Origin of the sequence: Mastigocoleus testarum BC008 (genome assembly GCF_001456025.1) — a bacterium.
GTDB lineage: Bacteria > Cyanobacteriota > Cyanobacteriia > Cyanobacteriales > Nostocaceae > Mastigocoleus > Mastigocoleus testarum.
This window is the reverse complement of sequence record NZ_LMTZ01000013.1, coordinates 38,860-53,100: the sequence shown is the minus strand read 5'-3', so window position 1 is coordinate 53,100 and position 14,241 is coordinate 38,860. Positions and strand designations below refer to the sequence as shown.

8 protein-coding genes and 2 pseudogenes are annotated in these 14,241 nt (G+C 38.8%); 9 read left to right on the top strand and 1 reads right to left on the bottom strand.

Annotated features, from left to right (window positions below; genetic code table 11):
• Positions 1 to 85 precede the first annotated feature (85 nt).
• Positions 86 to 670, bottom strand: a complete 585-nt coding sequence (locus BC008_RS03525) for an Npun_F5749 family FMN-dependent PPOX-type flavoprotein (RefSeq protein ID WP_027842514.1) — start codon at positions 668 to 670, stop codon at positions 86 to 88.
• A gap of 225 nt (positions 671 to 895) precedes the next feature.
• Here BC008_RS03525 and nrdJ (BC008_RS03520) point away from each other — a divergent pair.
• From nrdJ (BC008_RS03520) to BC008_RS03475, 9 genes and pseudogenes are all read left to right on the top strand, one after another.
• Positions 896 to 2,122, top strand: a pseudogene (nrdJ, locus tag BC008_RS03520) (ribonucleoside-triphosphate reductase, adenosylcobalamin-dependent); the annotation flags it as partial.
• Between the two features lie 178 nt (positions 2,123 to 2,300).
• Positions 2,301 to 3,272, top strand: coding sequence for an NUMOD3 domain-containing DNA-binding protein (locus BC008_RS03515; RefSeq protein WP_027842513.1), 972 nt, complete (start codon positions 2,301 to 2,303; stop codon positions 3,270 to 3,272).
• A gap of 9 nt (positions 3,273 to 3,281) precedes the next feature.
• Positions 3,282 to 4,355: pseudogene (gene nrdJ, locus BC008_RS03510) on the top strand (ribonucleoside-triphosphate reductase, adenosylcobalamin-dependent); the annotation flags it as partial.
• 330 nt (positions 4,356 to 4,685) lie between these two features.
• Positions 4,686 to 4,904 (top strand): hypothetical protein, encoded by a 219-nt coding sequence (locus BC008_RS03505; RefSeq protein ID WP_027842512.1) that lies wholly within the window; start codon positions 4,686 to 4,688, stop codon positions 4,902 to 4,904.
• A 1,196-nt stretch (positions 4,905 to 6,100) separates the two neighbouring features.
• Complete coding sequence (locus tag BC008_RS03500) at positions 6,101 to 6,391, top strand: RNA recognition motif domain-containing protein (protein WP_027842511.1); 291 nt, start codon at positions 6,101 to 6,103, stop codon at positions 6,389 to 6,391.
• 1,019 nt (positions 6,392 to 7,410) lie between these two features.
• On the top strand, positions 7,411 to 8,460 hold the full coding sequence (gene fbp, locus BC008_RS03490) for a class 1 fructose-bisphosphatase (RefSeq protein ID WP_027842510.1): 1,050 nt from the start codon (positions 7,411 to 7,413) through the stop codon (positions 8,458 to 8,460).
• Between the two features lie 714 nt (positions 8,461 to 9,174).
• The gene (zwf, locus tag BC008_RS03485; RefSeq protein WP_027842509.1) at positions 9,175 to 10,704 is read left to right on the top strand and encodes a glucose-6-phosphate dehydrogenase; all 1,530 of its coding nucleotides are present in this window, start codon (positions 9,175 to 9,177) and stop codon (positions 10,702 to 10,704) included.
• 259 nt (positions 10,705 to 10,963) lie between these two features.
• Positions 10,964 to 12,322 (top strand): glucose-6-phosphate dehydrogenase assembly protein OpcA, encoded by a 1,359-nt coding sequence (gene opcA / locus BC008_RS03480; protein ID WP_027842508.1) that lies wholly within the window; start codon positions 10,964 to 10,966, stop codon positions 12,320 to 12,322.
• 128 nt (positions 12,323 to 12,450) lie between these two features.
• Positions 12,451 to 14,070 (top strand): cobyrinate a,c-diamide synthase, encoded by a 1,620-nt coding sequence (locus tag BC008_RS03475; protein WP_027842507.1) that lies wholly within the window; start codon positions 12,451 to 12,453, stop codon positions 14,068 to 14,070.
• Positions 14,071 to 14,241: the final 171 nt, after the last annotated feature.

The following is a 14,241-nucleotide window of genomic DNA, read 5'->3' as shown; positions in this document are numbered from 1 at the left end:
TTACTTATTACTGTGTGCAATACCTACGGTACGCTTACGCGCTTCTACGCGCCCCGCTACGCTAACATTACTTGTTACTTACTAATCACGGATTAACTTCAGTAGTATTCCAAATTCCAGAATTATCAAGAATATATAAACAACGATTTTGGGGATCGCCCCGTAATTGCAAATGGTCTACCCTTACAGGATCTAGTAATAATAAACAAAAATTATCTGAAGGTTTATTTCTATCTATATCAGATATTGGAAAATATTTTGTATTCATGCTTTTTGGTTCTCCTGGATTTGCCCAAGTAAATTGCGATCTGGCGTTATCAGAAATTTGCTCCCAGGTAGAATATCGAGCGGCTTGTAATTGGGGATCGGGGTGGTTGTAATCGACTAGAGTTAATTCTCCAGCTAAACGAAACTGTTCCCTGGTCACCGTAAAGTACCAACAAATTTCCCCTCTGGCTTGATGGTGAATTTGGATAATTTTTTCACTACGCACATCAGTAATTATTTTCAATTGATTACCATCTTCAACAAAGCCACGAAACACAACGGTGCGATTAGCGGGATATCCATCACCTTGAACTGTTGCTAGTTGAAAATAGCGACTATGGGGTTGGGAACGATTTTTTTGCAGAGCGCGAGCAAGGTAAGAACGCCAAGGGGCAAGAGACATTTTTACTTGAACTAAAGGATGGGAAATAGATAATGGAGATGATGATAATAAAACTTTTTCATAATTTCCTCAATTCTTCATATTCCCATGTTTTATGAGTTTTAGGTTTATTTCTAGAGCTTTGTTATGGGTCTACCGCAGATCTGATTATTTTGCAATTCTTTCTTAGCTACCACCACTTAGCGTATAGTCTTAATCTGTCAGAGAACAACAAGGTTTCCCAAAATGGTTCGAGAGCTTGAAAGAAAATACCAGAGTGCAAAATTTCCGGAAACTGCCCCAGCTGCTAATCCTGTATTTTTTAGAACTTATAGTCGTCGCTTGACGGCAGGAGTGAGGGAAACATGGGATGATGTGTGTTCCCGTACCCTGAAGGGATTAGTCGATTTGGCTCAACTCAGTTCTGAAGAATCTGCAATCTTGGATAAAATGCAGCGTAACTTGAAAGCCTTACCCAGCGGACGTTGGTTGTGGGTTGGTGGTACTGATTGGTTAGCCAAATCCAAAAATTTTTCTGGGGCATATAATTGTACTTCCACTAACCTGACTGACTGGAGTGCTTTTGGGTTAATGATGGGCTTAGCCATGATGGGCTGCGGAACCGGAGCAGTTATAGAACCAAGGTATATCAGTCATTTACCTTCTATTCGCAATCGTATCAACCTTGCAGTGCAAGGAGAAATTGGTAAAACACCAGTTGAACAACGCCGGGAGTCCACAGAAGTTAAATTTGAGGAAAATCGCGTCATCATCCATGTGGGTGATAGCCGTGAAGGTTGGGTGGATTCCTATCAAAGTCTTTTAGAACTTTCCTCTGATGAAAGATTTGAGGGTGTTGTAGAAGTAATCGTTGATATTAGTGATGTCCGCAATGCTGGTGAACCCCTTCAAGGTTTTGGTGGTGTTGCAAATCCGGTGAAATTACCCGGTCTTTATCAGCGCTGTGCGTCAATTCTCAACAAAGCTGTAGGAAGACGATTAACTTCAGTTGAGTGTTGTTTGTTAATTGATGAAGCGGCTGTAACTATCGTCGCAGGAAACATTAGACGCTCAGCAGGTATCCGTCAAGGTGCTAGCTATGACAACTCTTTTGCAGATGCAAAAACTAACTTATGGCAGCAAGGTGAGGATGGTAATTGGCGGATCGATCCTGACAGAGATGCCCTCAGGATGGCAAATCATACCAGAGTATTTCATCAAAAACCTAGCTTAGAAGAATGTATAGCAGCAGTTCGCAAACAATATTACAGCGGAGAAGGTGCGATTCAATGGGCTGGTGAAGCTGTCGCAAGAGCTAACCGCGATTTACTAACTACACCAGAGCTAAAAAATAATTTCTTGGTTGCTTACCAGCAAGGAGAAGCAAAGCAGTGGCTAAAACAAAAATATCCAGATTTAGGTGCTCAAGAAATAGAACATAGAACAGCTCGTATGGGCTTAAATCCGTGTGGTAATCGATAATTTTGCCTCACGTAAAAAACCCCACAAAATCGGTGAAAGCTGAGATGCCAACACCGAGGTAATCAAAATAACTAAAAAGCTTTTGACACCGTACAGCGTAGAGAATGAAACTAGATTACAATGAAAATCGTATTCTAGAATATACTTCTCCAAGAGTGTGGGGGTATGTATGACAAGTACTTTCTATGGCTACTCTGGTTTTTATCGTGAGCATTGTTTAAGGTCTAGTCTCGAATATATTTACGCTAGATACTTGGATTACATGAACATTGACTGGACATACGAACATAAGACTTATGTACTCTCTAATGGAGTTCGGTACAAACCTGATTTCCTATTATTGGAAAATGAGGAATTTGTCGAAATAAAAGGTATTTTTAATTTTGAAAATGACCTGCCAAAAATTCAGCAGTTCGAGTCTGATTACAATGTCAAAGTTACAATCTTACAAGAGAAAGACCTAAGAAAGCTCATTAAACCAACTCCTTTTGTATTTGAACACCTAAAGCAGGAATGGAAATCTCGCACTAAAGTTAGAGGTATGGATAGCTTTGGAAAAAGAAACCCAATGTTTGGTGTGACTCAATCTGAAAGTACCAAGGCTAAAATTCGTGCCAAAGCAAAAGCCAGATTTGCCAATCCTGTATTTAAAGAAAAGTTTCTCAATAGTCCCAAGCGCAAAGCTTATCATCTCTCCCGTCAAGGTAGGAAGACAGGACCATTAGTTCCTAGAATCATTCTTAGTTGTGAGATGTGCCACAAAAACTTTGAAGTTCTACCACATAAAGTGTCTCAACGAAAATTTTGCTCAAAACATTGTTCTGTTGAAGCACAACATGGTAAAACTACACTGACAGATCCAGGTATTCAAGCTTTAGCTCACAGTTTCGCTTTAGAAAATTCTGAGAAAATTTTTTCAGTAAAGCTGAATAAATTAAAACAGTTGTTTCAGCCTTTATGGGATTCAATCGCAAAAGAATACAAAATTTTGGATATCAGAACTATTAGCAAAATTGTTGTTGGTAAACCTTGTAGCAGGAAAGATTTTCTTTACTATTTAAGGTCATATGTACAAAATGTACGCGGAACTACTGCAAATCAGGAAGCAGTAGAACTAGGGGATAAAAAGCCCCTAGGATAACAAGAATTGGAAATTATAGGTTCTAATTTTCACTGTAACCTTAGCGAAATACACTTGAATCAAATCGATCCTGAAAATTACAAAGAACAAGAAGAAGCCTTTACTGCAGGTGCATTATCTGTAGCCGGATTATTAAATCACAAATTTATCGAACCGCGTTACCAATACAGTCGGGAATTAGATCCGATTGTTGGTGTTTCCTTCACCGGCTTATTTGATTTCTTTGTCCGAGCTTTTGGAGTAGATTGGTTACGCTGGTGGGAAGCAGGAAGACCCCAAACCCCTGAAGGATTGGCATTTAAGCGCCGAGAGCAAGAATACCTCAGCATGTGGAAAGAAATTGTACATCGCGTAGTTTGGGATTACTGCGATCGCCACAACCTCAAACAACCCAATCGCTGTACCACCGTTCAACCTTCTGGCACCAAATCTTTACTTACAGGAGCTTCGCCGGGATGGCATCCCCCGAAAGCACAACGATTCATCCGCCGGATTACTTTCCGGAAAAATGACCCTGTAGCCCTAGCTTGTATTGACTACGGTTATTCTGTTGTACCTTCTCAGTCGGATAAGGATGAAAATGGTAATTTGCTAAACGATCCATTCGATCCGCGCTGTACTGAATGGTTGGTAGAAATTCCCGTCGCCGTACCTTGGGCAGATTTACCGGGTGCAGATGAAATTGATATCAGTAAATTTAGCGCCCTAGCTCAGATGGATTTCTACATGCAGGTGCAAGAATTCTACGTAACTCATAATACATCTGCCACTATAGAATTACGAGAACCTGAAATTGAATCTTTAGGTACTCGCATATATGAAGCCATCAGAGACGATCAGGGTTACATTAGTGCCGCACTTCTTGCACGATTTGACGATCACCAAACTTTTCCTCGCTTACCATTTGAACCAATTTCTAAAGAAAAGTACGAAGAGTCGATGCAAGCAGTGGAGAAACGACGCCAAAATGATGATTTCCATACAGCTTTAAGCCGTTATGACTTTGGCGAACTAATAGAAGCAGGCCCTGCTGGATGTGACTCGGATAAGTGCATGTTACCTGAAGCGGAACCAAGACTATAGAAAATGGAGAATACCTAGTTTCTTGTGAGACTAGGTTCTCCTTGTTTCAGAGAGTAAGTATCTAGAGAATGGATACTTTATTCAAAATTTAAACAATAAAAATTTTCCTAAAATTTTGAAATTATGTTATTCTACTGAGAATTTTATCAACAACTTGGTCTTATCAACAAATTGCTCAAATCTGAAAAATCTATCCCTGAGAATTTCCTTACATTCTCTGTCTAAATACTGATTATCTATAATTGGAGAATAGTGACTAATTTTGCTACACAGTATTTGCTGCCTAGTAATTCTAGTCAACTACCCACGAACAGCATTAGGAAAACAGCTATGTTTCTAGATGAATTAACACCTATCTTTAAAGAATTTACGCAGCATCCTCTTTCATTTATGGGTGGTTTTGTTTCTGGTGCTCTTCGACTTAACCTTGCTGAGGATCCGGTCAAAAGTTGGCTTGAAGAACAACTTGGACACAGCAGCAATATAAATTCTGCGAACGAGTCACACAATGGTAAAGCTAAAGGTCCTCAACAAATTTCTATCGAATAAAACTTGATAAAATTTGTATCTTAGAAGCAGCAAATAATACTATTATCCAATAGATTTGAATCACATACTGATTGTTATTTCTGTTGCTTTTAATTAACTGAAAATATACTTGAAAAATCCGGTCTTTCCAGAGTCCGGTTTTTTTTTAAAGATAACGAATAGTAAAATTTAGTCTTATGGTTCGTAAGTTATATCGAATAATAATTAATGAATTATTATCGGTATCGCTTATTATTTTCCCGAAGATACTTAATCCTTCACTTCAAATATTGACTATTATTTTAGTAATGTATTACTTCTCACTATTAAAATTTTGTAATAAATTTTGTAATTTTAAATGATACTTACAAGTACTAATTGTTTTTATTCGCGTAAATTAAACTAGATTCTAACGTACAAATAATATTTGATTTTGTTTGCTTTATGACTATATGTTAATGGCCTATGTGTGACCAGAACCTATAAGCAGGAGTCAGGAGTGAAAGCTGCTTTACATATAACTTTTAGCTTTTTGGCTGTACCTCACTTACTTACAATCCGCTATAAATACCAGCCCAGCCTACTGTCTTTGCTATTCTAGAATTCAGGGAATTAATCGCATTTTTTGCTACAAAGACTGTAATGGGTTAAATTCTCATAATAATATGTTAGCTAGAGCGCATAATAGTACTTTACAAATAGATTATTTATTACAAAAAAAACCTTATTGTAAGATGTGAATTATTTACATTTATCAAAAAATATCAACAAACAAATAATAAACAATTTACATCTAACTTTCATCTCAAATTTATAAGAATATAGAAGCTAAAATAACTCGATATAATTTATTTTACAAGCAGTAAATATATATACATTTCTAATTGGATAAAATCAATAGTCAAGCAACTACTATACATGACGACTATACATAATAATATGAGTTAAAAAATATATAAGTGAGGCTAATTTTAAGTTAGATGCATTTGTAATTTCTCATACCTAGAAAAATAGGGCAATCAGTTATTATATAAGCGTACACTGAATATTCTCACACATCTAGGCAAACTAGTAAGTAAAGCAGAAATTATATAAATTGCAAACTTATATTTTATTTGCCTCTCAATAATTATTGAGAAAACAGAATTATTTTTTATTATTTAAATCTGTTTCCTCTAGTAAATAAATTGCTTTTTGTTTAACTCAAGTATATCCACATGACTATTTACGTTGGTAATCTCTCCTACCGCGCTACTGAAGCAGATTTAAGAGCTGTATTCGCTGATTATGGCGAAGTTACAAGAGCGGTACTACCCACAGATCGTGAAACAGGGCGTAAGCGTGGCTTCGCTTTTGTCGATCTAGCAGAAGAAGCACAAGAGGATGAAGCTATTTCTGAACTCGATGGTGCTGAATGGATGGGTCGACAAATCAGAGTCAATAAAGCTAAGCCAAGGGAAGATAACCGACGCACTAGTTGGGCAAAACCTCAAGATGTTACGCAATAATTAATTATGCTCTTATCTAAATAACTTTTTTTCTAGTCGTACAAGACTTCAAAAGTCACTTTTTACTAGAAATAATTTAGATTTTTATCAAAAAATAAACTAAATTCCGACAAGTCGCAGAGGCTCTATTAATAACCTCACGACTGGTCGGCTTTTGCTATTAAGATGGTTATTTATACTTTGTATTTCTATAGTCTTTATTTTTATACTTTGTAAATTTTATAATGAATTGCTTCATTGATAATAAAAAATAAAATATACTTGATTTAACTTAACCTATTTTAATGTTCTACTGTCCCTAATTTGTCACCTTTTCTATTGTATTTTTTTGAGAGTAGAATGTTTATTTTTTCTGCTAGATAATTACATTATAGGTATTGGATATTGTTTTAACTTTTAGAATGAAATAGTAGTAGCTTTGGATAAAATTAAGATAATCAATTCTGCCACACTAATTTTGATAAGTTAATATATTTCCGAGACTTTATTGAGGTAAGGTGAGTAGAATTAAAACTTATATCTGTAAATGATATACCCGTTGGGTAAAGTCAATGTCAAACTTGGTTGGAGTTATGGGTCCAGAATACTCTGTGATTATTTCTATAACAGAATAAAATCCGAAAATGTTTACGGCACTTACACAGGCTGCTTTGAAAGGAGAATTAGAGAACAACAAAACTTCATACATCACCATCTCCTTTAGGCTTCACGAAAAATACTGCAGCGATAATTTGACGTAATTTATACGGCATAAACTCCTTATTTTTCAATTTGATCGCCAAAGAGGCGTCCCACTCTAGATGTGAGCCCCCATTTAATCGGCAAAACAGTATATTTCTTGGATAGGATGTATACTGCATTACCATTCATCAATGATGCGATCGAAAAAAAGCTGAGTTTCTTTAGTTTATCTAAAATCATATTTGAGTTCTGAAATAAGCTTTCTAAGATAGAGTCAGCAACCAAGGTGTTGTGAAAAAACTGCAGTTTAATTAGTAGTCCGCAGCGAGGATAAACGCATGACTAAAGCAGCAGAATCTTTGGAGTCATCAATGGATAAAGGTACAGATAAAAGTTTAGACCGCGACTGTACAACTTTGTCACGTCATGTTTTACAACAATTTCAGAATTTTTCCCCAGAGGCGCAAGACTTGAGCGCCCTGATGAATCGAATAGCCCTAGCAGGAAAACTAATTGCACGTCGTATGAGTCATGCTGGGTTAATGGAAGGTGTTTTGGGATTCACTGGTGAAGTCAATGTGCAGGGAGAATCTGTCAAAAAGATGGATGTCTATGCTAATGATGTGTTTATTTCCGTATTTAAGCAAAGTGGTTTAGTATGCCGCTTAGCTTCTGAGGAAATGGATAAACCATACTATATTCCTGAGAATTGTCCCATTGGCCGCTATAGTTTGCTGTACGATCCAATTGATGGTTCTTCAAATACCGATACTAATCTCAGTTTGGGCTCGATTTTTGCGATTCGCAAACAAGAAGGTGATGACCTTGATGGTGATGCTAAAGATTTATTGGCACCTGGACACAAGCAAATTGCTGCAGGGTATATCCTTTATGGTCCAAGTACAATGCTGGTGTATACCATGGGGAAAGGGGTTCACTCATTCACCCTCGATCCAAGCTTAGGGGAATTTATTCTCACAGAAGAAAACATTCAGATTCCGGTTCATGGTCCCGTATATAGTGTCAATGAAGGTAATTTTTGGCAGTGGAATGAACCAATTCGGGAATATGTTCGCTATGTTCATCGTACGGAAGGTTATACAGCACGGTACAGTGGAGCAATGGTGAGCGACATTCATAGAATTTTGTTGCAGGGTGGTGTATTTCTATATCCCGGAACGTTACCAAAGCCGGAAGGTAAGTTACGTTTGCTTTATGAGTCAGCTCCTTTAGCTTTTTTGATCGAGCAAGCGGGAGGTAAGGCAACTACAGGGCATCAAAATATATTAGATGTGGTACCTTCCAAATTACACCAACGTACCCCACTGATTATTGGTAGCAAGCAAGATGTTGCCAAAGTGGAATCCTTTATCCAAAATGGCCACTGAATTGGGATTGCTATAGCCTGACTTTGGGAACCGGTGCTGGGTAATTGATGCTAGAAAAATGGAAATTCATTACCAGCAGTAAGCTCAATTTGTATAAAATTTCACAAAAATTATCCATGGCAAAACAGGAAATACTTCCTCTATGGAATAAGTAGATGAACAACACTACACTACTTACTCTGGTGGGATTTACTCTAGAAACTGCTGAAAAATTAAGACATTTGTGGAATTACATCTAATAAGGCGAACAAATAGTAAGCTAGCGCCGCAAAGCCCTACTTAATCAAGTATGTCTTACCCTCATCTAAGATTTTCGCAAAAATGGCTGCTATGTTATGAACCACCAGCAAACTTGAGTAGAAACGGTTGGCAAGTTAATCAATAGCTTACTGGTATTTATATCCTCATAGACACCCTGTGATTTTTTGATGCTTCTGAGTTTTGATATCTGCTTGAGAAAGGAGAAATGGAATACAAATTTCCAACTTCTAATTCCCACTTCCTAGTCCCCATATGACTTTATAGAAAATTGTGTGTCTATTTTTATGCCCCCTTTGTGAATATGCATAATCATTAGCGCAAAAAGGCATCAGTCTAGCCGCACTTGCGGTAACCCCGATCCCTGATCGTTTCGCACATCCCTGACCGGGTTATCGCAAAAATCTCAGTCCACAATTCCCTTACCACAACAAATCTCATCAAAACGAAATTGCTATGGTTAGTCTGTTAGAAAATCCCTTACGGGTCGGTTTACAACAGCAAGGAATGGCCGAACCCCAAATCATCGTTATTTTTGGTGCTTCCGGAGACCTGACTTGGCGTAAATTAGTGCCAGCGCTTTATAAGTTAAGAAGGGAACGGCGCATTCCAGGAGAAACCACAATTGTTGGTGTTGCACGTCGAGATTGGAGCCACGAGTACTTCCGCGAACAAATGCGCAAAGGTATGGAAGAAGCTCATAGTGACGTTCCATTAGAGGAAATGTGGGAAAGTTTCTCCCAAGGTTTATTCTACTGTTCTGGTAATATAGATCACCCTGAAAGTTACCAAAAACTGAACACACTATTAAGTGAATTAGATGAGAAACGGGGTACTCGAGGTAACAGGATGTTTTACCTCTCCGTCGCACCAAAATTTTTCCCTGAGGCAATTAAGCAATTAGGTGCCGCGGGAATGATTAAAGATCCCTACAAGCATCGTCTAGTAATTGAAAAACCCTTTGGTCGCGATTTAGCTTCTGCTCAAAGCCTCAACCGAGTAGTGCAAAAAGTATGTCAAGAAGACCAGGTATATCGAATTGACCACTACTTAGGTAAAGAAACCGTTCAAAACTTGCTAGTTTTTCGGTTTGCTAATGCGATTTTTGAACCCCTATGGAATCGTCAATTTGTTGACCACGTCCAAATTACTGTAGCAGAAACCGTAGGTGTTGAAGACCGCGCTGGCTATTATGAAACTTCCGGGGCACTGCGGGATATGTTGCAAAATCACCTGATGCAACTTTTCTGTTTAACAGCAATGGAAGCTCCCAACTCGATGGATGCTGACAGTATTCGTACAGAAAAAGTTAAAGTTCTCCAAGCAACTCAATTGGCGAACATACAAAACTTGGGATCTTCATCAATACGGGGTCAATATAGTGCCGGTTGGATGAAAGGAGAGCAAGTTCCCGGATATAGAACAGAACCAGGAGTTGACTCAAATTCTGTCAATCCGACATTTGTTGCAATGAAGTTTGCTGTTAATAACTGGCGCTGGCAAGGAGTTCCTTTTTATCTGCGAACTGGGAAGAGAATGCCCAAAAAAGTCAGCGAGATATCCATCCATTTCCGCGAAGTACCTTCTCGGATGTTTCAATCAGCTGCGCAACAGAGAAGTGCCAATATTTTGGCAATGCGAATGCAGCCCAATGAAGGTATTTCCTTGAGATTTGATGTAAAAATGCCGGGGGGAGACTTCCGCACCCGTTCTGTTGATATGGACTTTAGTTATGGCTCCTTTGGTATAGAAGCCAAATCTGATGCCTACGATCGCTTATTCCTTGATTGCATGATGGGCGATCAAACACTTTTCACTCGGGGAGATGAGGTAGAAGCGGCTTGGCAGGTTGTTACCCCTGCTTTAAGTGCTTGGGATGCACCTGCAGATCCAAAAATTGTTCCCCAGTATGAAGCTGGTACTTGGGGACCAGTAGAAGCAGAATTTCTCATTAACCAAGATGGTCGTCGCTGGCGGCGACTTTAAACAGAATTCAGAAGTCAGGAGACAGGAGGAATAATTTTGCTGGGGTTTTGCCTTGGAGCATTGTAAGGACGCTCTGTATATCTTACAGGATAAGGACACAAACCAAACAAAACCTAGAGCAACGTAAGTACAAGTAGAATCAGACAATTCCTTCGGAATTCTCACTTTTTACTCCTAAATCCTAACTCCCAACTCCTGACTCCTGTCTCCTCTAAATAAAACCCAAAAATTAAAAATCAAACTCAAACTCAAACCTATTATGACTGTTCAAGCTCCTACAGTTTTTTCACTTCAGGCTCCGAAAGATGTTTCGCTAACAGAAATTGAAACGGAACTTAACCAAATTTGGCAAAGTTACGGTATTGCTGGCGAAGACGGAGCTTTACCTGCGGCTACACGAGCCACAACCTTTACTCTGATGGTTTACGAACCAGAGGAAACTCAATATTTGTTGGCGAATTTAGGATTTTATAACGGTCCCATTGACGGAATTTTCGGACCACAAATGATTTCCGCCCTACGAGATGCCCAAAAAGCATTTGGACTAGAACGTACTGGTAAGGCAAATTCAGCAACTCTTGAACGACTTCGTGAAGAATTAAGTCACAGAAATAAGAACACTTCTGGTCAAGAATCTTATTCTCCTAATGCTAGTAGTCCCAGAATTGCTGATGAAATTGCTTTGCGTAATCCTTGTCGGATTATCAGCTTAATTCCTTTAGCTGGAGAAGATACGGGTGTTAAGGCACAAGTTTCTGCTTATTGTCCCATTCAAAAGCAATCATCAAGTACTTTAGTATGTTGCGAATATATTACCATCACAGGTACAGCAGCAGCTTTAGAACGTGTTGGCGGGATGATTCCAGAATTATTGATTGGTGGCTTACCTAAGTTTCTCTGGTGGAAAGCAACTCCCGATCCAAATAACCAATTATTTAAACGACTCGGGGATTTTTGCGATAACGTCATTGTTGATTCTTGCAACTTTAATAAACCAGATTCTGACTTACTCAGTCTGCAAGAATTAGTAGAAAAAGAAATTCCTTTAGCCGATCTTAACTGGGGACGCATTTCAGGTTGGCAGGAACTAACAGCAGAAGCATATGACCCACCCCAGCGCCGTGGTGCTATCACAGAAATTGATAAAGTGAACATTGATTACGAAAAAGGTAATCCTACCCAAGCCCTACTATTTTTAGGTTGGTTAGCAAGTCGCTTAAACTGGCGTCCTGTTGCTTATCAAAAAGAATTAGGTGACTATAACATTACAAAAGTCAAGCTACTAGCACCTGACCAAAGACCGATAGAAGCTGAGCTAGCAGGGGTTCCTGTCGCTGATATTGGTGATATTGTCGGGGACTTAATTGCTATTCGTCTGGATTCTACTAATCCAAAGGCAAATTGCGGTACATTAATTTGCTCTGAAACTGGCGGTTGTATGCGTATGGAAACCCAAGGTGGTGCCCAATCTACCGGTGTATTCCAGCAGGTAACTTCACTTTCAGAACAAAAAGCAGAATCCCTGCTTTCCAAGCAAGTGCAACGTTGGGGTCGTGAGGCGCTATTTGAAGAAAGCCTTGCACTTACAGTCAAAATGCTTAAACTGGCAAATTCGTAGTCACAAGTCACCAATCAATAAGCCATTAGTTGGGAGTGAAAAGTTAAAAAATAATGAATTGTGGGTAAAAACATCAGTAAGTTTTATAATTCATGATTCATAACTTATAATTCCTAATTTTCTGACTTATGGCCTTAATTATTGCAGGAGAACGTAGCGGGGTGGGCAAAACAACAATTACGCTCACCCTGTTGGCGTTTTTATGCAAACGCTACAACAAAGTGCAATCTTTCAAGGTCGGTCCTGACTACATTGACCCCATGTTTCACAAATATGTGACGGGACGTGCTTGTCGTAATTTAGACCCAATATTAACTTCAGAAACATATGTAAAACAGTGTTTTGCTCGTCATATTCAAGATGTCAATTATGCCTTGGTTGAAGGTGTAATGGGTTTATTTGATGGAGTGGGTCGAATAACTCCTTTTTCCAAAAAAATTAATGAAATAGGGGAGGAAGGGTACAGTGGTAATAAGGAAGAGGTTTTTACCAAATCCCCAATATTCATATCCTTCGCTAGTACTGCCCACATTGCTAAGTTACTAAATTTACCCGTAGTTTTAGTAATTGATTGCAGTCGTTTATCTGGTTCTGTGGCGGCGATCGTTTACGGTTACTGCAGCTTTGACCCAAGTATAAAAATTGCCGGATTAATTTTAAATAGAGTTGGTAGCGATCGCCACTTATCTTTACTCAAAAATGCTCTCGAACCGCTACAAATTCCCATTTTTGGAATACTAAGAAGACAGGATAACATCGCAATTCCTGATCGCCATCTGGGTTTAATACCTACATCAGAACTTCCCCAAATGGATACTTTAATTGAAAAACTTGTTCTTTTGGGAGAAACTTGCTTTGATTGGCAAAGATTATTACCACTTTTAGAGGTAGGTAACGGGGAACGGGTAATAGGAAAGGGAACAGGGAGAAGAGAGCAGGGAGAAGGGACCAGGGAGAAGGGGGAACAAAAAACAGAAGATTTTGTTTTTGACCAATTACCAATTACCGATTACCAGTTACCACATCAACCTAAGGCGCGGGCTTTTAACAATCCTCCAATCAAAATTGCGTTTGAACGCAGCAAGCTGAACACAACGCACGCTGAGAACGCCCCGCGCGTTGCAATCGCTTGGGACAAAGCTTTTAATTTTTACTACCAAGAAAATATTGAATTACTTGAGGAATTTGGTGCAGAATTAGTTTTCTGGAGTCCGTTACAAGATACTGAATTACCTAAAAATATTCAGGGAATGTATTTCGGGGGTGGTTTCCCGGAAGTTTTCGCTTCACAGCTCGCAGCAAATGTTGATGTTCTTTTATCTGTTAAAACAGCTATTTTTTCGGGAATACCAACAATTGCCGAATGTGGGGGATTGATGTATCTATGCGAACAAATTATTGATTTTGCAGGTCAATCTTGGTCGATGGTGGGAGCGTTACCAACTACAACTGTGATGGATAAACGTTTAAGTTTGGGATATCGTCGAGCTGTAGCTTTGCAAGACACTATTTTAGTATCTAAAGGTAAAGTTGTTTGCGGACATGAATTTCATCGCTCTCATCTGCGAGTTAGTCCCGAAAAATCTTTGTGGCAAACTTATCGGTACGATTTGGAAGAATTTACAGGTGACGAGGGGTGGGTTTTTCCAGCAAATCTTCATGCATCTTACGTTCACTTACATTGGGGAGCGACTCCGGAAATCCCCCAAAGATTTTTAGAATGTTGTTTTAATTCGATGTTTATTTGAACGCCACTGTTATCCTTATCTAATCTCACAGCCAAGATTCAAACGCAGGTCTGACATCTTGAGTACTTTTGCAACTATTTTCCAGCTAGGAGCCAAATTAAACCAGAGTTTCAAAATGTACTGTTAAATACAAAATTGTAATAAATCCCGGATTAGAAGCAGAACAGATTC